At 72.9% G+C, this 19422-nt stretch carries 21 protein-coding genes; 15 read left to right on the top strand and 6 right to left on the bottom strand.

Features of this window, described 5'->3' with window-relative positions:
• The first annotated feature begins 3 nt into the window (after nucleotides 1-3).
• Nucleotides 4-600: a TMEM175 family protein gene (locus ACYU8V_RS22135; protein ID WP_460850404.1), complete on the top strand. Its 597-nt coding sequence runs from the start codon at nucleotides 4-6 to the stop codon at nucleotides 598-600.
• Here the strand turns inward: ACYU8V_RS22135 and ACYU8V_RS22130 are convergent.
• Both ACYU8V_RS22130 and ACYU8V_RS22125 read right to left on the bottom strand, forming a co-directional pair.
• Nucleotides 589-1218 carry a Pr6Pr family membrane protein gene (locus ACYU8V_RS22130; protein WP_460850403.1) on the bottom strand — a complete coding sequence of 210 codons (630 nt, stop codon included), beginning with the start codon at nucleotides 1216-1218 and terminating at the stop codon, nucleotides 589-591. The genes ACYU8V_RS22135 and ACYU8V_RS22130 overlap by 12 nt on opposite strands.
• 18 nt (nucleotides 1219-1236) lie before the next feature.
• Complete coding sequence (locus ACYU8V_RS22125) at nucleotides 1237-1611, bottom strand: nuclear transport factor 2 family protein (protein WP_460850402.1); 375 nt, start codon at nucleotides 1609-1611, stop codon at nucleotides 1237-1239.
• 151 nt (nucleotides 1612-1762) lie between these two features.
• On the opposite strand from ACYU8V_RS22125, the gene ACYU8V_RS22120 reads away from it, so the two are divergent.
• The 6 genes from ACYU8V_RS22120 to ACYU8V_RS22095 all read left to right on the top strand — a co-directional run bounded on the left by ACYU8V_RS22120 (nucleotide 1763) and on the right by ACYU8V_RS22095 (nucleotide 7726).
• On the top strand, nucleotides 1763-3046 hold the full coding sequence (locus tag ACYU8V_RS22120; protein ID WP_460850401.1) for an adenylosuccinate synthase: 1284 nt from the start codon (nucleotides 1763-1765) through the stop codon (nucleotides 3044-3046).
• 74 nt (nucleotides 3047-3120) lie between these two features.
• On the top strand, nucleotides 3121-5016 hold the full coding sequence (locus ACYU8V_RS22115) for a PAS domain S-box protein (protein WP_460850400.1): 1896 nt from the start codon (nucleotides 3121-3123) through the stop codon (nucleotides 5014-5016).
• A gap of 48 nt (nucleotides 5017-5064) precedes the next feature.
• On the top strand, nucleotides 5065-6363 hold the full coding sequence (gene purD / locus ACYU8V_RS22110) for a phosphoribosylamine--glycine ligase (protein WP_460850399.1): 1299 nt from the start codon (nucleotides 5065-5067) through the stop codon (nucleotides 6361-6363).
• Nucleotides 6363-6854, top strand: a complete 492-nt coding sequence (locus ACYU8V_RS22105) for a GNAT family N-acetyltransferase (protein WP_460850398.1) — start codon at nucleotides 6363-6365, stop codon at nucleotides 6852-6854. The genes purD and ACYU8V_RS22105 overlap by 1 nt, the downstream gene beginning before the upstream one ends.
• Nucleotides 6847-7341, top strand: coding sequence for a GNAT family N-acetyltransferase (locus tag ACYU8V_RS22100; RefSeq protein WP_460850397.1), 495 nt, complete (start codon nucleotides 6847-6849; stop codon nucleotides 7339-7341). The genes ACYU8V_RS22105 and ACYU8V_RS22100 overlap by 8 nt, the downstream gene beginning before the upstream one ends.
• A gap of 55 nt (nucleotides 7342-7396) precedes the next feature.
• Nucleotides 7397-7726 carry a Rieske (2Fe-2S) protein gene (locus tag ACYU8V_RS22095; protein ID WP_460850396.1) on the top strand — a complete coding sequence of 110 codons (330 nt, stop codon included), beginning with the start codon at nucleotides 7397-7399 and terminating at the stop codon, nucleotides 7724-7726.
• 4 nt (nucleotides 7727-7730) lie between these two features.
• On the opposite strand, the gene ACYU8V_RS22090 is transcribed toward ACYU8V_RS22095, so the two are convergent.
• Nucleotides 7731-9752 carry a protein kinase domain-containing protein gene (locus ACYU8V_RS22090; RefSeq protein ID WP_460850395.1) on the bottom strand — a complete coding sequence of 674 codons (2022 nt, stop codon included), beginning with the start codon at nucleotides 9750-9752 and terminating at the stop codon, nucleotides 7731-7733.
• Between the two features lie 73 nt (nucleotides 9753-9825).
• Here ACYU8V_RS22090 and purB point away from each other — a divergent pair, with 73 nt between their 5' ends.
• Genes purB through ACYU8V_RS22075 form a run of 3 tightly spaced genes read left to right on the top strand, consistent with a single transcriptional unit; the run spans nucleotide 9826 to nucleotide 12389 of the window.
• Nucleotides 9826-11244: an adenylosuccinate lyase gene (gene purB / locus ACYU8V_RS22085; protein ID WP_460850394.1), complete on the top strand. Its 1419-nt coding sequence runs from the start codon at nucleotides 9826-9828 to the stop codon at nucleotides 11242-11244.
• Nucleotides 11245-11286: 42 nt separating this feature from the next.
• Complete coding sequence (locus tag ACYU8V_RS22080) at nucleotides 11287-11853, top strand: RNA polymerase sigma factor (RefSeq protein ID WP_460850393.1); 567 nt, start codon at nucleotides 11287-11289, stop codon at nucleotides 11851-11853.
• Complete coding sequence (locus ACYU8V_RS22075; protein WP_460850392.1) at nucleotides 11850-12389, top strand: hypothetical protein; 540 nt, start codon at nucleotides 11850-11852, stop codon at nucleotides 12387-12389. The genes ACYU8V_RS22080 and ACYU8V_RS22075 overlap by 4 nt, the downstream gene beginning before the upstream one ends.
• A 22-nt stretch (nucleotides 12390-12411) precedes the next feature.
• On the opposite strand, the gene ACYU8V_RS22070 is transcribed toward ACYU8V_RS22075, so the two are convergent.
• Together ACYU8V_RS22070 and ACYU8V_RS22065 are read right to left on the bottom strand one after the other, a co-directional pair.
• On the bottom strand, nucleotides 12412-12735 hold the full coding sequence (locus tag ACYU8V_RS22070; protein ID WP_460850391.1) for an antibiotic biosynthesis monooxygenase family protein: 324 nt from the start codon (nucleotides 12733-12735) through the stop codon (nucleotides 12412-12414).
• Complete coding sequence (locus ACYU8V_RS22065; RefSeq protein ID WP_460850390.1) at nucleotides 12732-13166, bottom strand: hypothetical protein; 435 nt, start codon at nucleotides 13164-13166, stop codon at nucleotides 12732-12734. The genes ACYU8V_RS22070 and ACYU8V_RS22065 overlap by 4 nt, the downstream gene beginning before the upstream one ends.
• 94 nt (nucleotides 13167-13260) lie before the next feature.
• Here ACYU8V_RS22065 and ACYU8V_RS22060 point away from each other — a divergent pair, with 94 nt between their 5' ends.
• The gene (locus tag ACYU8V_RS22060; protein WP_460850389.1) at nucleotides 13261-14163 is read left to right on the top strand and encodes a hypothetical protein; all 903 of its coding nucleotides are present in this window, start codon (nucleotides 13261-13263) and stop codon (nucleotides 14161-14163) included.
• Here ACYU8V_RS22060 and ACYU8V_RS22055 read toward each other — a convergent pair.
• Nucleotides 14147-15124, bottom strand: coding sequence for a sulfotransferase family protein (locus ACYU8V_RS22055; RefSeq protein WP_460850388.1), 978 nt, complete (start codon nucleotides 15122-15124; stop codon nucleotides 14147-14149). The genes ACYU8V_RS22060 and ACYU8V_RS22055 overlap by 17 nt on opposite strands.
• Before the next feature lie 81 nt (nucleotides 15125-15205).
• Here ACYU8V_RS22055 and ACYU8V_RS22050 point away from each other — a divergent pair, with 81 nt between their 5' ends.
• The 4 genes from ACYU8V_RS22050 (at nucleotide 15206) to ACYU8V_RS22035 (ending at nucleotide 19411) form a co-directional block, all read left to right on the top strand.
• A complete protein-coding gene (locus ACYU8V_RS22050; protein ID WP_460850387.1) occupies nucleotides 15206-15817 on the top strand; it encodes an RNA polymerase sigma factor in 612 nt (203 codons plus the stop codon).
• The gene (locus ACYU8V_RS22045) at nucleotides 15814-16662 is read left to right on the top strand and encodes a hypothetical protein (RefSeq protein WP_460850386.1); all 849 of its coding nucleotides are present in this window, start codon (nucleotides 15814-15816) and stop codon (nucleotides 16660-16662) included. The genes ACYU8V_RS22050 and ACYU8V_RS22045 overlap by 4 nt, the downstream gene beginning before the upstream one ends.
• A gap of 16 nt (nucleotides 16663-16678) precedes the next feature.
• Complete coding sequence (locus ACYU8V_RS22040; RefSeq protein WP_460850385.1) at nucleotides 16679-17578, top strand: phosphoribosylaminoimidazolesuccinocarboxamide synthase; 900 nt, start codon at nucleotides 16679-16681, stop codon at nucleotides 17576-17578.
• Nucleotides 17579-17707: 129 nt separating this feature from the next.
• Complete coding sequence (locus ACYU8V_RS22035) at nucleotides 17708-19411, top strand: aldehyde dehydrogenase family protein (RefSeq protein ID WP_460850384.1); 1704 nt, start codon at nucleotides 17708-17710, stop codon at nucleotides 19409-19411.
• The last annotated feature ends 11 nt before the right edge of the window (nucleotides 19412-19422 follow it).

The following is a 19422-nucleotide window of genomic DNA, read 5'->3' as shown; positions in this document are numbered from 1 at the left end:
GGCATGAACACCGGACGACTCGAAGCGTTCAGCGACGGCGTCCTCGCCATCGTGATCACGGTGATGGTGCTGGAGCTCAAGCCGCCGGGCGGCGAGGAGCTCCACGACCTGCTGCACACCAGCGGGCTGGGGCTGCTGACCTACGTGCTCAGCTTCATCTACGTCGGCATCTACTGGAGCAACCACCACCACCTCTTCCAGCTGGTGCGCCATGTCGACGGCACCGTGCTCTGGGCGAACCTGCATCTGCTGTTCTGGCTCAGCATCGTGCCGTTCACCAACGGCTGGCTGGACGAGAGCAAGGTCGCGGAGGTGCCGACGATCGTCTACATCGCGAACCTGCTGGGCGCCGCCGTCGCCTACTACCTGCTGCAGCTCGCCATCTTCCGTACGCCGTCGGGCGACCGTGCGCGGACCGCGCTCGGCACCGACCTGAAGGGCAAGCTGTCGCCCGTCCTCTACGTGACCGGCATCCTGCTGGCGCTGTGGAGCCCCTGGGTCGGCCTGGTCCCGGCCGTGGTCGTGGCGCTCATGTGGCTGGTGCCCGACCGCCGGGTCGAGCGCTTCCTGGCCGCCGAGCGCGAGGCCTCAGCGGCGTAGCTGCTCGTCCAGCGCGACGGCGCCGTACGAGAGCCCGATCAGCAGCGCGACGACGGCGATCGCGTTGAACAGGACCGTCACGTACCCGTGGGTCGTGACGTCGACGAACGGGTAGGGGTACCAGTGCGTGATGGCGCCGTGCACGAGGGACCACGCCAGGTAGAGGCCGGGGTAGATCGCGCTCGGCGCGAGGTCGCTGTGGTGCACGAGCCCGCGGGGCCCGACCACCAGCCACCCGCCCACGGCCATCACCGGCACCACGATGTGCAGCAGGGTGTCGGCGAGCGCGTCGAGGCCGTGCAGGTCGAGCAGCGGGCGCAGCAGGAACCAGTGCACGAGGCCGGTCACGGCGATGCCGGTGATCGCGTTCAGCCGGAGCACCCGGAACACACGGCCGTGGAACCACCCCGCGAGGAGCTGGAAGCAGGTCAGCGCGACCAGCCCGTTGGACAGGATCGTGAAGTAGCTGACGAACCGGACCAGCCGGGTGCCGAGCGCGGGCGGCTCGGTGTCGGCGAGGACGGCGTGGCCGCGGATCACGAGCGCGAGCTGCAGCAGCAGCGCCGCCGTGGCGGCCGCGAGGGTCAGTCCGTGCCAGGCACGTCCGCGGCTGCTCACGCGGCCGACTCTAGGGCCTCAGGAGACGACCATGTCCTCGCCGGACCAGTAGGCCTTCATGGAGGTGATCCTCGCGGAGTCGTCGAAGGTCATCACGTCGATCGGGGCCAGGGTGTAGGTCTGGTCGCCGACCCTGCTGGCCAGTTCGAAGCAGAACGCGGCCTCGTTGCCGGCCACGCGCGCGGTGACCATCCGGCCGACCTGCTCCATGCCCTCGAGGGCGCCGTAGAACTCCAGCAGGGACTCCCGGGTCGTGCGCACCTCGGAGCCGACGGGGTCCTCGACGGTGGCGCCCTCGGCGTACAGCGCGACGACCTCGGCGGCGGTGCCGTTGGCGACGCGGTCGACGTAGGCGTGGATCGTCTCGAGGATGGCTTCCCTGCTGGCGCCCATCGCAACTCCCAAAGTAGAACGGGTTCTAGTTGTGATGAATCTAGTCGCACCCCCCGATTTTGGTAACCTCGGCGGCGCAACGAAACGCGCTACAGGCGTTGAGCAGCCGGCCGGTGAGCCGGAGGGACTCCGTCCTCACCGAAGGAGCAACATGCCAGCAATCGTGATCGTCGGCGCCCAGTGGGGCGACGAGGGCAAGGGCAAGGCCACCGACCACCTCGGCAGCCGGGTCGACTACGTGGTCAAGTTCAACGGCGGCAACAACGCCGGCCACACCGTCGTCATCGGCGACCAGAAGTTCGCGCTGCACCTGCTGCCGTCCGGCATCCTCACGCCCGGCTGCACGCCCGTCATCGGCAACGGCGTCGTCGTCGACATCGACGTGCTGTTCCAGGAGATCGACGGTCTGGAGGCCCGCGGCGTCGACACCAGCCGCCTCAAGCTGAGCGCCAACGCGCACGTCATCGCCGACTACAACCGCACCATCGACAAGGTCACCGAGCGCTTCCTCGGCTCGCGCCGGATCGGTACGACGGGGCGCGGGATCGGGCCGACGTACGCGGACAAGATGAACCGCATCGGCATCCGCGTCCAGGACCTCTTCGACGAGAAGATCCTGACCCAGAAGGTCGAGGGCGCCCTGGAGCTCAAGGGCCAGATCCTCACCAAGATCTACAACCGCCGCGCGCCCTCGGTGGAGCAGACCGTCGAGGAGCTGCGCGCCCACGCGGAGCGGTTGGCGCCGTACGTCTGCGACACGGGGCTGCTGCTCGGCCAGGCCCTCGACCGCGACGAGGTCGTGCTGTTCGAGGCCGGCCAGGCCACGCTGCTCGACGTCGACCACGGCACCTATCCCTTCGTCACCTCGAGCAGCGCGATCAGCGCGGGAGCGTGCACCGGCTCGGGCGTCCCGCCGACCCGCATCGACCAGGTCATCGCGATCGCCAAGGCATACACGACCCGCGTCGGCGAGGGCCCGTTCCCCACCGAGCTGTTCGACGACAACGGCGAGTTCCTGCGCAAGGCCGGCTGGGAGTACGGCACCACCACGGGCCGCCCCCGCCGCTGCGGCTGGATGGACACCGTCATCACGCGCTACGCCGCGCGCGTCAACGGCGTGACCGACTTCGTGCTGACCAAGCTGGACACGCTCACCGGCCTGCCGGAGCTCCCCATCGCGGTGGCGTACGACGTCGACGGCGTCCGCCACGACGAGATGCCGGTCAACCAGAGCGACTTCCACCACGCGACGCCGATCTACGAGGTGCTGCCCGGCTGGACCGAGGACATCTCCGGAGCGCGCTCCTTCGAGGACCTCCCGAAGAACGCTCAGGCGTACGTCGAGCGGGTCGAGGAGCTGTCCAACGCACGCATCTCCGTGGTCGGTGTCGGCCCCGAGCGCGAGCAGGCCGTGGTGCGCCACCCGCTGCGCTGAGTGCACCCTGCGCGGATCACGACGAATGTTGTGAGACGGTGCGGGGAACCGGCTCCTTGACCAGAGGGAGTGAGATGACGGCACAACCGACCGTCCTGATCGTCGACGACTCAGCGGAGCTGCGCGCCCTGGTGCGGTCGCGCCTCGAGATCTCCGGGCTGTTCGAGGTCGTCGACGAGGCCGAGGACGGCGGCGAGGCGTGGACGCTGGCCGACGGTCTGCAGCCGGATCTGGTGCTGCTCGACACCTCGATGCCGGAGATGGACGGACTGGAGGCGCTGCCGCTCATCCTGGCCGTCTCGCCGGCGACCCGGGTCGTGATGTTCACCGGCTTCGGCGAGGCGGGGCTGGCCGAGCGCGCGCGGGCGCTGGGCGCGGTCGACTTCATCGAGAAGTCCCTGCCGATCGACCAGCTGCCCGAGCGGCTGTGGCGCCACGTCGCCGACCGGTTCGAGGACGGCCCGCCGCGCAAGCGCGGCCTGTCGCTGGTGCAGGGGGAGGACGTGGACGCGGTCCGCGCCCAGGCGGCGCTGGACGAGCACCTGGAGCGCTACCGCGAGGTGTTCAGCCAGGCCGCGATCGGCATGGCGACGCTGACCCTCAACGGCAGCATCGTGCGGGCGAACAACGCGCTCACCACCCTGATGCGCTGCGAGCCGCGCCAGCTGGTCGGGCTCGACTACGGGGTGCTCACCGAGGGCCGCGGCGTGGAGTTCGACGATGCGCTGCGCGAGGTCGCCGACGGCAAGACCGAGCTGGTCACCTTCGAGCACACCCTCACGCTGGAGGAGAAGGACCCGCGCACGATCCGCGTCTCGATGGTGCCGGTGCTCGACTCGCGCGGCGCCCCGCTCTACGTCTTCGCGCAGGTGCAGGACATCACCACCGAGGTGGCGCTGCGGCGCAGCGAGGAGATGTTCCGGCTGCTGGTCACGGCCGTGAAGGACTACGCGATCTACATGCTCGACGCCGACGGCAACGTCGCGACCTGGAACGACGGCGCCGAGAACATCAAGGGCTACTCCGCGCGCCAGATCATCGGCCGCCACTTCCGGATCTTCTACCCGCCCGAGGACCGCGCTGAGGGCCACCCCGAGCACAACCTCGCCCTCGCCCTCGCCAACGGCACGTACGCCGAGGAGGGCTGGCGGGTCCGCAGCGACGGCAGCAGGTTCTGGGCCAGCGTCGTCATCACCGCGCTGTACGACGACGCGGGCCGCCACATCGGCTTCACCAAGGTCACCCGCGACCAGACCCTCCAGCGCGACCACGAGGAGGAGCGCCGCCGTGCGGTCGAGCAGCAGGCGCACCTGCTGGCCGTGACCGCCCACGAGCTGCGCACGCCGGCCGCGGTGATCGCCGGCACGGTCGGTCTGCTGCGCGAGTACAGCGGCGCGCTCGACGATCCGCGCCGGCTGCAGATGCTCGACGCCCTGGCGAGCAGCGCGGTGCGGCTCCAGCGGCTGGTGACCGACCTCGGCACGGCCTCCGACGTGCACCACGACGCGCTCGCCCTCCAGCCCGAGGCGGTCTGGCTGCGGGGGGCGCTGCTGTCGGCGGCCGACCGCGTCCACACGGCGCACCCGGGCGTCCACATCTCCGTCGACGTCGACCAGGACGTGGAGTTCATGGCGGACCCCTCGCGCCTCGGCCAGGCCCTGGACAACCTGCTGGAGAACGCCATCCGCCACGGCCGGGCGCCGATCGCCATGACGGGCGAGGCCACCCGGATCGGCGTACGGATCTGTGTGAGCGACGCCGGGTCGGGCGTCGACTCGCGGCTGGTGCGCCGGCTGTTCGAGCGGTTCGCCCACGCCGGGCCGAACGCCGGCAGCGGCCTCGGGTTGCACCTGGTGCGCGAGATCGCCAGCAGCCACGGCGGCCGGGCGCGCTACCTGCGCCCCAACGACAGCCGGCGGGCCACGTTCATGATCGAGCTCCCGCGCCGGCCGCGCACCCCGGACCTCTGACCCTCCCGTGACCCTCGCCGCGCCCGTCCCGCACTAGGCTCGGCGTCCGTGAGGACCCTCGTCATCGGCACCGGCGGCCGCGAGCACGCGCTCGCCCTGGCTCTCTCCCGCGACCCGGAGGTCAGCGAGGTGCACGCTGCCCCGGGCAACCCGGGCATCGGCGCGATCGCGCAGCTGCACGAGGTCGACCCGATGGACGGCGCCGCCGTCGCCGCGCTCGCCCGCGAGGTGCGCGCCGACCTGGTGGTGATCGGCCCGGAGGCGCCGCTGGTCGCCGGCGTCGCCGACGCCGTCCGCGAGGCCGGCATCGCCGTGTTCGGTCCCGGCCGGGACGCGGCGCAGCTGGAGGGGTCCAAGGCGTTCTCCAAGGAGGTCATGGCCGCCGCCGGCGTACCGACGGCCGGGTCGCGGACCTGCTCCACGCCGGAGGAGTACGCCGCCGCGCTGGACGCCTTCGGAGCGCCCTACGTGGTCAAGGACGACGCCCTGGCCGCGGGCAAGGGCGTGATCGTCACCAACGACCGCGACGAGGCGCTGGCCCACGCCGCGGCCTGCGGACGCGTCGTCATCGAGGAGTTCCTCGACGGCCCCGAGGTGTCGCTCTTCGCGGTCTGTGACGGCGGTACGGCGTACCCCCTCCAGCCGGCCCAGGACTTCAAGCGGATCTTCGACGGCGGCCGCGGTCCGAACACCGGCGGCATGGGCTCCTACAGCCCGCTGCCGTGGGCGCCCGCCGACCTCGCCGAGGTCGTGATGGCCCAGGTCGTCCAGCCCACGCTGGACGAGATGGCCCGCCGCGGCGCCCCCTTCATCGGCTGCCTGTACGTCGGCCTCGCGCTGACCGACGACGGCCCGCGGGTCATCGAGTTCAACTGCCGCTTCGGCGACCCGGACATCCAGCCCGTGCTCGCGATGCTCGAGTCCGGCCTCGGCGGACTGCTGCACGCGGCCGCCGAGGGGCGCCTGCACACCATCACGGCCCCGCGCTTCCGCGACGGCGCCTCGGTGACGGTGGTGCTCGCCTCGGCGGGCTATCCGGAGTCGTCGTCGAAGGGCGACGTGATCCGCGGCGTCGGGAACGCCGGCGGCGTTAACGACGTCGACGTGATCCACGCCGGCACCGCCATCGTCGCCGCCCCCGAGGAGAACGACCCCGGGCACCGCCACCTGGTCACCGCCGGCGGCCGGGTGCTGGCCGTCCGCGCGCTGGGCTACGACGTCGAGGACGCCCGCACCCGCGCCTACGCGGCCGCGGACCTGATCTCCTTCGACGGCCTCCAGCGCCGTGAGGACATCGCCGCCGAGCCGCTCGGCGTCATGGAGGGCGCGGCGGTCAAGGAGTCCTGATGACCCTGCCCGACACGATCAGCACCCCCGGCACCGAGCTCCCGCTCTGGGACCTCGCGACGGTCACCGCGATCCGTGCGGGGGAGCGGATGCCGCAGTGGCACCCCGACTTCCCGCGCGAGGACGACCGCGGCGCCGCCGGCCTGTGGCACGAGGGCGACCCGTGGGGCCCGCGCTCGATCGTGGTGCGCGACTGGGTGGTCGGCTCGATCGGCTTCTTCGGCCCACCGCAGCCCGCGCCCGACGGGCAGTCGGAGGTCGAGGTCGGCTACGGCCTGGTGCCGACGGGCCGGGGTCGCGGCATCGTGCCCGAGGCGCTGGGTGCGCTGCTGGCACTGACCGACGGCCTGGGCGTCCGCGTCCGGGCCAGCATCGCGCCGGACAACCGCTCCAGCCTCCGGGTCGCCGCCAAGCTCGGCTTCACCGACATCCGCGGAACGACCGACCACGGCGAGCTGGTGCTCGTCCGACCGGTGGTGTCCGGTGGCTGAGCTGATCCGCGCGGCCACCGACGCCGACCTCGACGCGGTGGCGGCGATCTACGCCCGCGAGGTGGCCGGCGGCTACGCCACCTTCGACACCGAGCCGCCACCCCGCGGCCGGTGGGAGGCCAAGCTCGCCTCGGACCATCCCGGCGACCACTTCCTGGTGGCCGAGGTGGACGGCACCGTCGTGGGCTTCGCCTACTCCGGGCCGTACCGCGAGCGCGGCGCGTACACGCACACCCGCGAGACCACCGTCTACCTCGGTCACGAAGCGGCCGGCAGGGGTCTCGGGCGCCGGCTGTACGACGAGCTGCTCGCCCGCGTGCGGGAGGCCGGTGTGCACACGGTGCTCGCCGGCATCGCCCTGCCGAACGACGCCAGCGAGGGACTGCACCGCGCCTGCGGCTACGAGCGGCTCGGGGTGATGCGCGAGGTCGGCCGCAAGCTCGACCGGTGGATCGACGTCGCGTGGTGGCAGCTCAGCTGGCAGTAGGGTCGACCGACGTCGTCACCGCGCGTCAGGGCTCGTCGAGAGAAGGAGCACGTCGATGGCAGTGGTACGGATCCCCCAGGCGCTGGCGCCCCGAACGGTCACACGCGTCGGGCGGTGGGCGGTGGGCAACACCGGCAAGGAGCACTTCGCGGTCGACCGGGTCTGCCGGCACCTCGGCGGCCCGCTGGACAAGGGCGCGATCAACCGTGACGGGTGCCTGGTCTGCCCGTGGCACGGAGCGGCGTACGACGTCGGTACGGGCCGCATGGTCCGCGGCCCGCAGGGGGTCTTCGCGAAGGTCCCCGGCCTCGGCGCGGTGTTCCGCGGGCTGACGGCCGTGCTGCCGCTGCGCCGGGCGAAGGTCGAGATCGCCGCCGACGACTGACCGGTCAGTTCCCGACGAACCGGAACCGGTCGTGGCACTCGTCGCCGCAGCCCCAGGTGCCCCACAGCGCCGGGTCGTCGAAGGTGCCGTCGTGGCTGCGCATCACCCACAGCCGCACCTGCAGGGGGTGCCGCGGGCTGGCCGCGTTGACCCACACCAGGTCGGCGGACCCGTCGCCGTCCACGTCCGACAGCGTCGGCCGGCCGTACGCCGGGAGCGAGCGGGACGCCGACGCCGTCCACACCGCCTGGCCGGGACCGCCCGGGCGGACCACCCACACCCCGCCGCGTCGCGCCGAGGCGAGCACCAGCTCGGCGTGGCCGTCGCCGTCGATGTCGCCGACGCTGCCCGCGAGGGTGGTGGCGTGGGGCACCGTGACCGGTGCGCCACGGCCGGGCGTCAGCGCGGTGCCGGTGGAGACGAGCGACTGCACCATGAGCCCTCCGTCCGCGGTGGGCCAGGACGCGAGCAGGTCGGTGCGGCCGTCGCCGTTGGTGTCGCCGGGCCACAGCGACACGGCGTCGGCGCCGACCGGACCGTCGGGGTCCACGGGGCCGGCGTACCACTGCTGGGGGTCGGCGAACCCGTTCGACCGCGCGGCCGCCACCTCGACGACCAGCCGGTGGTCCGCGGTCACCTGGCGCAGCACGAGGTCGTCGCGTCCGTCGCCGGTGACGTCGGCGAACCGCACCGCCGGCACGCCGTCGGCGAACAGCTCGGCCTCCGCGGGGCTCGCCGGTGTCCAGGTCCAGGGCTGCCAGCCGTCGACCCGCACGGTCAGCGAGCTGTCGCCGCCCGCCACCCAGACCACCTCGTCGCGGCCGTCCCCGTCGGGGTCGCCGACCGCGGGCGTCCCGATGCCGAACGGCGACACGGCCGGCTCGGCGAAGGCGGTGCCGGTCGAGCGGAACAGCAGCGTCGCGTACGGCTTCGCGACGTCCGCGCGCCGCTGCAGTACGAGCGCGTCGCCCAGGCCGTCGGCGTCCAGATCGCCCTTGACGGCGGCGCGTGGGCCCGGCGTACCTCCGCCCAGGGACCGGGTTCCCCACAGTCCTCCGGCGGCCAGGACGAGGACGGCTCCCGCCGCGAGGACGGTACGCCGCCGCACGCGACCCAGCCGCCGCGTCTCCGGCACGGTCGCCGTCGGCCGGTGCGTCGTGGGCGGGTCGGCCCGGACCCTCGTGTCGTCCGGCACCGCGACGGCCAGCCGATCGAGCTCGAGCCGGGCTGACGTGGCGTCCGCGGGGCGGTCGGCCGGGTCCTTGGCGAGCAGGCGCGCCAGCAGCGGGTTGAGGTCGGCAGCGCCGGGCACCGTGGCGGGCAGCTGCGGCACCGGCGCCTCGCCGTGCGCGAGCGCGACCTCGATCTCGTTGCCGGCGTACGGCGGCGATCCGGTCAGCATCTGCCACAGCACGCAGCCCAGCGAGTAGAGGTCCGACGCCGGTGTCTGGGGGCCGCTGCGGGTGCGCTCGGGTGCCAGGTAGGCCCACGTCCCGGTGATGCCGCCGAGCCGGGTGACCGCCTCGGAGGCGGTGTCGTGGGCGATCCCGAAGTCGATCAGGTAGGCGTGCATGTCCGGCGTCGCGAGGTCCCGGACCAGCACGTTGGTGGGCTTGATGTCACGGTGGATCACCCCGCGTCGGTGGGCCGCCGCCAGCCCGCGCGCGACCTGCGCGGCGATCCGCAGCGCCACCCGCGGGGGCAACGGGCCCGACTCGCGCAGGATCCGGCCGAGGTCGGTGCCGTCGACGTACTGGGTGACGATGAAGGGCAGGCCGTCGATCTCGTCGTGGTCGCTGATCGCGATCACGTGCGGGGAGTCGATCTGCGCCAGCACCGACGCCTCGATCTGGAAGCGGCGCCGGAACTCCGGGTCGCGCGCGTGCGCGCCGGTGATCACCTTGAGGGCGACCGTCCGGCCCAGCCGGGTGTCGGTGGCGGCGTACACGACGCCCATGCCGCCCTCGCCGACGACGCGGTCGATGCGGTAGCGCCCGACCAGCTCGCCCGAGCGAGGGATCGTCACGCCGCCTCCCGGTGGATGCTCGGTGGATCTTCGGATTCAGGCCTCAACCTACGACGTGGGAGGATGGGACATCGTGACCGTTCCCAATGTCTTGGCCACCCGCTACGCCGCCGCCGACCTGGCCCAGATCTGGAGTCCCGAGCACAAGATCGTGCTCGAGCGGCAGCTCTGGATCGCGGTGCTCAAGACCCAGCGGGACCTGGGGATCGACGTGCCCGACGGGGTCGTCGAGGCGTACGAGAAGGTCGTCGAGGACGTCGACCTCGGCTCCATCGCGGCCCGCGAGCGGATCACCCGCCACGACGTGAAGGCGCGGATCGAGGAGTTCTCCGCGCTCGCCGGTCACGAGCACATCCACAAGGGCATGACCAGCCGCGACCTCACCGAGAACGTCGAGCAGCTCCAGGTCAAGCAGTCCCTGGAGCTGATGCGCGAGCGCGCCATCGCCGCCGCCGCGCGGCTCGCGCGCCTGGCCGGCGAGCACGAGACCACGGTGATGGCCGGCCGCAGCCACAACGTCGCCGCGCAGGCCACCACGCTCGGCAAGCGGTTCGCGACCGTCGCCGACGAGCTGCTCATCGCCATCGAGCGCATCGACGACCTGCTGCGCCGCTACCCGCTGCGCGGCATCAAGGGCCCGATGGGCACCGCCCAGGACATGCTCGACCTGCTCGACGGCGACGCCTCCAAGCTCGCCACGCTGGAGCAGGCCGTGGCCGCGCACCTCGGCTTCGACCGGGTGCTGACCAGCGTCGGCCAGGTCTACCCGCGCAGCCTCGACTTCGACGTGCTGTCGTCCCTCGTCCAGCTCACCGCGGCGCCCTCCAACCTGGCGACCACGATCCGGCTGATGGCCGGCAACGAGATCGTCACCGAGGGGTTCAAGGAGGGCCAGGTCGGCTCCTCCGCGATGCCGCACAAGATGAACACCCGCTCCTGCGAGCGGGTCAACGGCCTGGCCGTCATCACCCGCGGCTACCTCTCGATGGTGGGCGAGCTCGCCGGCGACCAGTGGAACGAGGGCGACGTCTCCTGCTCCGTCGTACGCCGCGTGGCGCTGCCGGACGCGTTCTTCGCCGTCGACGGCCTGTTCCAGACCTTCCTCACCGTGCTCGACGAGTTCGGCGCCTTCCCGGCGGTCATCCAGCGCGAGCTCGACCGCTACCTGCCGTTCCTCGCCACCACCAAGGTGCTGATGGCGGCCGTGCGCAACGGGGTGGGGCGCGAGGAGGCGCACGAGGCGATCAAGGAGGCCGCCGTCGGCACCGCGCTCGCGATGCGCAAGGGACAGGCCGAGAACGACGTCTTCGCCAAGCTCGCCGCCGACCAGCGACTGGGCCTGACGCCCGAGCAGCTCGCCACGCTTGTCGCCGAGCCGATCACCTTCACGGGTGCGGCCGTCGCGCAGACCCAGGAGGTCTGCCGCCGGGTGGCCGCGCTCGTCGAGGCGAACCCCGCTGCGGCGGCGTACGTGCCGGGCTCGATCCTCTGACGCATGATGTGACGCATGGGCCGGAGCCGGACATGGAAGGACATGACCGACTCCGCCGATGCCGAGCGGCGGTTCCGTGCGCTCTACGACGGCAGCTTCGCCGCCGTGCTCGGCTACGCGCTGCGCCGGGTCGACCAGCCGGCGGATGCGGCGGACGTCGTCAGCGAGGTGTTCCTCGTCGCCTGGCGGCGGTACGACGAGGCGCCGCCCGGCGATGCGCGGCCGTGGCTGTTCGGCATCGCCCGGCACGTGCTCAGCAATCTGCACCGGTCCGGGCGACGCCGTGATCGGCTCGCCGCGCGGCTGCGCGGTGTGCTGGCGCGTGACCTCGTGCCCGACCCGGCGATCGGCATCGCCGAGTGGGACCGGGTGCGGCGTACCCTCCTGCGGCTGGGGCCCGACGACCGCGAGCTGCTGATGCTGGTGGGCTGGGACGGGCTGACGCCGACCGAGGCGGCCGAGGTCATCGGGATCGCGCCGGGCACCGCGCGGATGCGGCTGGCGCGGGCCCGGGAGCGGTTCCAGCGGCACTGGACCGGTGACGCCGCGGTGGTACCCGGACATGTGCAGGGTGACCTGTACCCGCTCGTGAACGGTGAGCGCCGATGATCGATCCTCGTGACCCGCTGGCGGGCCTCGACCCGTACCCGCGGGACCTGATCGACACCCTCGGCCTACACCCGGAGCACGCCGACCTCCTGGAGGACATCGTGTCCACACCCGGCCCCACCCCCACCGCGGCCCGCACGCGCGTGCTGCTCGCGATCGGCATCGCCGCCGCCGTCGCCATCATCGGCGGGGGCTGGCTGCTGGCCAGCACCAACGGCGACGGCGACAGCACCCCCGTGGCCGCGGCCTCCGCGACGACCTCTCCGGCGAGCACCGCGACGAGCACCCCGAGCGCTACCGGCACGGCCACTCCCGGCAACGGACGCGACGGACAGTCCTGCCGTCACTTCCTCAGCCGGCACGGCCAGGTCCGCGACGCGCTGCAGCGGCTGCAGAGCGGGGTGCTCGGCAAGAAGGTGAAGGGCGAGCGTCTCTACCTCCGCGTCGACAAGCGCGGCAGGCAGGTCGTCGTGGTGGTCGGCCCCGGCTGCCGGGTCCGCGGGCTGAGGAGCCTCGACGCGATCAAGCGGCACTGAGCCCCGGCCGGCTGTCGCGACCTCAGGCCGGCTTGACGTCCAGCACGACCTCGAACTCGAGCAGGTCCGCGCCGGAGGAGACCGGTCGCTGCGGCGCCTCGCCCGGCTTCGCGGCGTCGGCGGCGCGGCCCTGGCCGTCGCGCCACGCGGCGAAGGACTCCTCGGAGTCCCACTGGGTCACCACGAAGTAGCGGTCGTCGCCGGCGGTGGGCCGCAGCAGCTGGAAGCCCAGGAAGCCCGGCGAGCCCTCGACGGCGCCGGCCCGCGCGGCGAACCGCTTCTCCAGCTCGGGCCCGGCGCCCTCGGGGACGTGGATGGCGTTGATCTTGACGACGTTGGTGCTCATGCGAGTGCGTCCCCGCCCCAGTTCGCCAGCTTCGTGGCGACGGTGTGCAGGTCGACGGTGCCGGTGTCGCCCTCGGCGTGCGGCGCGAAGAACCACACGTGGAAGTGGCCGCGGTGGGCGCCGTACCGGCTCACGTCGACGTACGACGCCTGCGGCAGGTTCTCGATGATCCGCACCAGCCGGTTCGAGATCCGGCCGAACTGCGAGGCGAGGTCGTCGTCGAGCTGGCCGACGCGGGTGTGCTCGCGGGTCTGCAGCAGCAGGGCGGCGGCCATGTCCGTGGGGCCGTCGGTGCGGGACAGGATCCAGTACTCGTCCTGCCAGATGATCCGCTCCGGGACCACGTTCGCGCACTCGGGGCATTCACCGGCCACGGCCTTGCGTGCGGCCCCCACGATGCGGGCCCAGACGTCTTCTGCACTCTCCGACATGGCCACACCATGCCATTCGTGCTCGGGGCACCGAGCAGCCACCCCGGCATTAGCGCGACCAATGTCTAGTAACACAGTCGAGTATGCTCGGCTCATGACCATCGAAGCGCTGCCCGTTCCGACGTACGACGACGCGCGGGTCGTCGTCCCCGCGCCCGGTGCCGGGGCCGGGAACTGGGCGGGTGCGGCCAGCGCGGTCCTCGCCGACGGCGTGTTCTGGCTGACCTACCGGGTCCGCCGACCGCTCGCCGAGGGCCGCGGGGTGACCGTCGTCGTGGCGCGGTCCGAGGACGGCGAGCGGTTCACCCCGGTCGCCGAGATCCACCGGGAGGCGTTCGGCTGCGAGTCGTTCGAGCGGCCCGTGCTGGTGCCGGTCCCCGGTGTCGGGTGGCGGCTCTACCTGTCCTGCGCCACCCCGGGCTCGAAGCACTGGTGGGTCGACAGCCTCACGGCCGCCAGCCCCGATCTCCTCCCCGGCGGCGAGCGTCGCGTCGTCCTGCCCGGCGACGACACGGTGGCCGTCAAGGACCCCGTCGTCACCTCCGGGCCCGACGGCTGGGAGATGCTGATCTGCTGCCACCCGCTCACCGAGCCGGGTCACGAGGACCGGATGACCACCCGGCTGCTGCGCAGCGCCGACGGGCTGTCGTGGAGCGACCACGGCGAGGTCCTCGCCGGCCGTGCCGGCGAGTGGGACGCGCGTGGCGCCCGGGTGACCACGGTGCTCCCCGACGTCGAGGGACGCCCCCGCACCGTCCTGTACGACGGCCGTCCGGACGCGGCCGCCAACTGGTTCGAGACCACGGGCGTCGCCACCTGGGACGGCGAGAGGTACGTCGCCGTCGCCGGCCCGCCGATCGCCTCGCCGTACAGCGACGGCGCGTGGCGCTACGCGAGCGCCGTACCGCTGCCGGACGGGCGGATCCGCTACTACGTGGAGGCCGCTCGCGCCGACGGGGCGCACGACCTGGTCACCCTCGTCACCGGGGCGCGCTGAGCCGGGCCGCCCGTTCGGCGAACGACCCGCGGTCGTGGGTCGAGAGCCAGTCGGAGAAGTCCTCGCCGGTGAGGTCGGAGAGCAGCGCGACGTCGTCGGCGAACGCGGGGATGAGGCGCTCGCGCTGAGCCGCCGTGAGGCAGGGCCGGGTGGCCTCGCCGGTCTGCAGCCGGGCCACGACCGGCTCGCTGAGCCTGCGCCAGACCTCGGGCGACGCGAACTGTCCCGCCCACGCGCCCGCTCGGACCGCCGGCCCGTACACCCGCGGCCGCCATCCCGGGGCGACGAAGGGCCGGGAGTTGTCGCGCGGGATCGCGTCGACCTGTCCCTCGCGGATGCCGAGGAACCGGGCGGCCCGGTCGACGGTCTCGACGGGGTGGTCGACGATGTCGCGGTAGCGCACCACCAGCAGTCGCGTCGGGTCGACCAGCTTGACCAGGTCGCGGAGCTGCTCGCCGTACAGGCCGAGGTCGCGGTAGCGCCAGAACGGCGCGTAGCCACGGGCGATCCGCTCGTCCTGCAGGGCGAACGCGGTCTCGAAGTCGGGCTCGGTCTCGAGGCCGTCGGACCACAGGTGCATCCAGTTGCTGTAGGCGCGGTCGATCGGGTCGCGGATGACCGCGATCATCTTGACGTCGGGGAGCGCGTCGGCGATCCGGCGCTGCGCGCCGCGGTGCCACAGGTAGAACGGGGTCGACTCGCCGCGCACGCTGTCCGGCGGGGCGGGGCGGAACAGGTCGGCGTACGCCTCCGGGTGCCAGACCCACTCGCGCTGCGAGTGGCGGTCGCCGGGCCCGCCCCAGTGCGGCGGCGGGGCGCCGTCGCAGATCCAGTACTTCGGCTCCTTCGGCGTCGTGACGAAGACGTCGGGATGGGCCGCGAGGGCGAGGTGGAGGGCGCTGGTGCCGGCCTTCGGGGCGCCGATGAGCAGGAAGTCAGGCCGAGGATCCCGCAAAGTCATGTAGGGCAGTGTACTTACTTATGAAAGAAGCGCCAGGGATCGCTGTGCAACGATCCGATCCATGCCGGACATGACCGGGGCATGAGGGTGGGCCGGGACATCGACCAGGACGTCGGCAGGGGCATCGACGAGGCCGTCGACGCCGGGCCGGACGCGCGCTTCCGGCAGCTGTACGCCGATCACTTCGACGCCGTGCTCGGGTTCGCGCTGCGTCGTACCGAACGGCCGGAGGACGCCGCCGACGTCGTCGCGGAGACGTTCCTGGTGGCGTGGCGCCGGCTCGGCCACGTGCCCGCCGACGGCACCCGGCCGTGGCTGTACGGCGTCGCCCGCCGCGTCCTGGCCAACCACCGCCGCGGGGACGGCCGCCGCGCGGCGCTGGGACGGCGGCTGCGCGACCAGCTCGCCGGTCTCAGCCCCGACGTGGCCGAGTCGGTCGCCCGTCGTACCGACGTGGAGGTGGCGATGTCGCGGCTCAGCGGCCGCGACGAGGAGGTCCTCCAGCTGCACCTGTGGGAGGGGCTGGAGCCGCGCGAGATCGCCGACGTGCTCGGGATCTCCGCCGCGATCGTCCGGCCGCGGCTCTCGCGGGCGAAGGCGCGATTGCGCGACCTGCTCGGCAACGATCCCGGCACGGCCGGACATGACTACTCCAGAAACCCCCGCACCATCGGCGAGGAGGGACCGTCATGAGTTACGACGACGACCGGGCGGCCCGGCTACCCCTCGCCGAGGGGCGGGCCGAGCTCCTGGAGGAGATCATGGCCCAGCCACAGACCGAGTCCCGGCGTGCCCACGCGCGCTGGATCGCCCCTCTCGCCGCCGCGGCCGCCGTCGCCGCGGTGGTCGGCGGGATCGCGCTCGTCAGCCGCGGCGGGTCCCCGACCCGCGGATCCGACCCGGCCGCCGGCGGCGGCGCGGTCTGCTGGGACGGCTCGACCGGCGCGACCTGCCCGGCGCCCACCGGCCGCGCGGCGCTCCCCTGGGTGTTCCCGCGGCTCGCCGGCCACCTGGACCGGTGCGTCGACGCGCTGGCCGCCGAGAGCGACGACCCCCCGATGCCGTTCGGTACGCCGGCGCCCGGCGGCCCGAGCGGCGGCGTGCCCACGGCGGACCGGCCGGCGGCGTACCGCTGCGACCTGGGCATGCTCGGCCTCGACGCCAGTGCCGCCGCTCCGCGGGTGTGGGTCTACGCCCTCGGGTCCGACGGTGGGTCGGCGACCCCCGGCGAGAGCCACCTGTCCGCCTTGGTGCAGCGCTTCGGCACCGGGACCTTCTCGATCGGCGGCGAGACCGCCGGCCCTCTCGTGATGGACGAGGTCGGCCTGATCCACCCCTCGCACCTGTTCATCGCGAAGTACGCCGACTACCCGTTCGCCGTGATGGGCTACGCCGACGACAAGGCGGAGGCCGAGCAGATCATCGCCGCGCTGGGGGCCCGGAAGCCGAGCGAGATGACGGCGCCCGGCGTACCGGACCCGAGCCTGCCGGACTTCCCGTCCCAGGCGCTGCGGTCACCGGAGCCGACCCCGTCGTGATCACTAGGCTGGGGGAGTGACGCTCGCGAACATCCCGCCCGCACCCGTCCTGCCCGGCGCCCGGCACCTGCACTCCGGGAAGGTGCGTGATCTCTACGAGATCACCGAGGGGGAGCACGTCGGCAAGCTGCTCATGGTGGCCAGCGACCGGCTGTCGATCTTCGACTACGTGCTCGGGACGACCATCCCGGACAAGGGCGAGATCCTCACCCGGATGTCGCTGTGGTGGTTCGAGCAGCTCGCGGACCTGGTGCCCAACCACGTGGTGTCCACCGACGTCCCGGCCGAGGTCGCGGGCCGCGCGGTGATCTGCGAGCGGCTCGACATGTTCCCGGTGGAGTGCGTGGCGCGCGGCTACCTCACCGGGTCGGGGCTGATCGACTACGACAGCACCGGCGAGGTGTGCGGGATCGCGCTGCCGGCCGGCCTCGTCGACGGCAGCCGCCTCCCCGAGCCGATCTTCACCCCGGCCACCAAGGCCGACCTCGGCGACCACGACGAGAACGTCTCGTACGACGCCGTCGCCGCCACCATCGGCGCCGAGGACGCCGCCGCCCTGCGCGACCTGACGCTGGCCGTCTACGGCCGCGCCGAGGAGATCGCCCGGGAGCGGGGGATCATCCTGGCCGACACCAAGTTCGAGTTCGGGCGTGCCGGTGCCGCCGGCCCGATCATCCTCGCCGACGAGGTCCTGACCCCCGACTCGAGCCGCTACTGGCCGGCCGACGACTACCGGCCCGGTCGCGCGCAGCCGTCGTACGACAAGCAGATCGTGCGCAACTGGGCGCTGTCCGCGGAGAGCGGTTGGGACAAGACGTCGGGCGAGGCCCCGCCGCCGCTGCCCGCCGAGGTCGTCGAGCGCACCCGCAGCCGCTACCTCGAGGCCTTCGAGCGGCTCACCGGCACCACCTTCTGAGGACTGCGCGCCCGTCGTTGTGCGTCCCCACAACGCGGGCCGCGCGATCTGATCCGGACACCTATGCAGGACGTCGGTCGACGCGGCACGCTGGGCACAGGCATCACCGACCCACCGAGGAGCACCCCGATGACCACGACGCAGCTCACCCCTGACCTCACCCGGCCGCTCGACACCGCCATCACCGAGCTCGCCCGGGGAGCCCAGGCGTGGGCGGCGATGTCGCACGCGCAGCGCGCCGAGCTGATGCGCGCCACGCAGCGCTCGGTCGCCGCCGCGGCCGCCGAGTGGACCGCCGCCGGCATGGCGGCCAAGAACGCGCCCGGCGCCTACGAGGGCGAGGAGTGGTCGGCCGGTCCGAGCTCGACCGCGCCGGTCTTCGCGGCGTACGCCGCCGCCTTCGACAAGCTGGCGGCCGGCGGATCACCGCTCGACGGCGTGAAGATCGTGCCCGCCCCCGGCGGCCGGATCGCGGTCCGCGCGCTCCCGGGCGACGCGAAGGACAAGGTCCTCTTCAGCGGCTTCACCGGCGACCTGTGGCTCCGGCCCGGCACCACCGAGCAGCAGGCCCGCGACCGGGCCGGCCTCGGCGCCCGCAACCTCGGCGAGAACGGCGGGGTGGGCCTGGTCCTCGGCGCCGGCAACATCTCCGCGATCGGCCCGCTCGACGTCGCGTACGAGCTGGTGGCCTACAACCGCGCCAGCATCCTCAAGCTCAACCCGACCTTCGCGGACCTGCTGCCGGCGTACGAGCGGGCACTGGCGCCGCTGATCGAGGCGGACCTGGTGCGGATCGTCAACGGTGCCGCCGAGGTCGGCGGCTACCTGACCGACCACCCGGGCATCTCCCACGTGCACATCACCGGGTCCGGCCGCACCCACGACGCCATCGTCTGGGGCGTCGGCGAGGAGGCCGCGGCCAACCGGGCCGCCGGGACCCCGAAGCTGCACAAGGAGATCAGCTCCGAGCTCGGCGGGGTCTCGCCGATCATCGTCGTGCCGGGCGAGTGGTCGAAGAAGGACCTGCGCTTCCAGGCCGAGCACGTCGTCACCCAGCGGCTGCACAACGGCGGGCACAACTGCATCGGCGGTCAGGCGCTGCTGATCGGCCGGGACTGGCCGCAGAAGGACGCCTTCCTCGCCGAGATCCGTGGTGTCCTGACCGAGATCGCGCCCCGCCCGCCGTGGTACCCGGGCGCCACCGACCGCATCGCCCACGCGCAGCAGACCTACCCGGCCGCCGAGCAGGTCGGCAGCGCCCTCCTGGTGCCGATGAAGGACGACTCCCCGTCCGAGCTGTACGACGGCGAGTACTTCGCCGGCGTGCTCGGCATCACCGAGCTGCCCGGTCTCGGCGAGGAGTTCCTCGCCAACGCGGTGGCGTTCGCCAACGACCGGCTCGACGGCACCCTCGGCGCCTCGATGATCATCGCGCCCAAGGACATCAAGGCGATGGGTCCGCGCTTCGAGGAGCTGCTCGCGCAGATGCGCTACGGCGCCGTCGGCGTCAACTGCTGGAGCGCGCTGGCCTTCCTGCTGCCGACCGCGATCTGGGGCGCCTACCCCGGGAACACCCTCGACGCGGTCGGGTCGGGCATCGGCATCGTGCACAACGCGCTGCTGCTCGCGGACACCGAGAAGACCGTGGTCCGCGGGCCGTTCCGCCCGTTCCCGCGCTCGGTCGCGGGCGGCGAGATGAGCCTCGCCCCGCGCCCCCCGTGGTTCGTGACGGCCCGTACGGCGCCGCAGGTGGGTCGCGCGCTCGCCGTCCTCGGTGGGGACCGGACCTGGCTGAACACCCTCAAGGTGGTGCCTGCCGCCATGCGCGGCTGATCACACGGACG

The sequence above is a fragment of the Nocardioides ultimimeridianus genome (assembly GCF_054777895.1).
Note: the sequence above shows the minus strand (reverse complement) of the source record. Positions and strands in the feature narration are given on the sequence as shown.

Coding starts and splice junctions, on each gene's coding strand:
- ACYU8V_RS22125 (WP_460850402.1), bottom strand. CDS start 1,611: ATGGGCGCCAGCAGGGAAGCCATCCTCGAGACGATCCACGCCTACGTC.
- ACYU8V_RS22120 (WP_460850401.1), top strand. CDS start 1,763: ATGCCAGCAATCGTGATCGTCGGCGCCCAGTGGGGCGACGAGGGCAAG.
- ACYU8V_RS22045 (WP_460850386.1), top strand. CDS start 15,814: ATGAGTTACGACGACGACCGGGCGGCCCGGCTACCCCTCGCCGAGGGG.
- ACYU8V_RS22105 (WP_460850398.1), top strand. CDS start 6,363: ATGACCCTGCCCGACACGATCAGCACCCCCGGCACCGAGCTCCCGCTC.
- ACYU8V_RS22080 (WP_460850393.1), top strand. CDS start 11,287: ATGACCGACTCCGCCGATGCCGAGCGGCGGTTCCGTGCGCTCTACGAC.
- ACYU8V_RS22095 (WP_460850396.1), top strand. CDS start 7,397: ATGGCAGTGGTACGGATCCCCCAGGCGCTGGCGCCCCGAACGGTCACA.
- ACYU8V_RS22060 (WP_460850389.1), top strand. CDS start 13,261: ATGACCATCGAAGCGCTGCCCGTTCCGACGTACGACGACGCGCGGGTC.
- ACYU8V_RS22135 (WP_460850404.1), top strand. CDS start 4: ATGAACACCGGACGACTCGAAGCGTTCAGCGACGGCGTCCTCGCCATC.
- ACYU8V_RS22075 (WP_460850392.1), top strand. CDS start 11,850: ATGATCGATCCTCGTGACCCGCTGGCGGGCCTCGACCCGTACCCGCGG.
- ACYU8V_RS22035 (WP_460850384.1), top strand. CDS start 17,708: ATGACCACGACGCAGCTCACCCCTGACCTCACCCGGCCGCTCGACACC.
- ACYU8V_RS22055 (WP_460850388.1), bottom strand. CDS start 15,124: ATGACTTTGCGGGATCCTCGGCCTGACTTCCTGCTCATCGGCGCCCCG.
- ACYU8V_RS22050 (WP_460850387.1), top strand. CDS start 15,206: ATGAGGGTGGGCCGGGACATCGACCAGGACGTCGGCAGGGGCATCGAC.
- ACYU8V_RS22115 (WP_460850400.1), top strand. CDS start 3,121: ATGACGGCACAACCGACCGTCCTGATCGTCGACGACTCAGCGGAGCTG.
- ACYU8V_RS22065 (WP_460850390.1), bottom strand. CDS start 13,166: ATGTCGGAGAGTGCAGAAGACGTCTGGGCCCGCATCGTGGGGGCCGCA.
- ACYU8V_RS22070 (WP_460850391.1), bottom strand. CDS start 12,735: ATGAGCACCAACGTCGTCAAGATCAACGCCATCCACGTCCCCGAGGGC.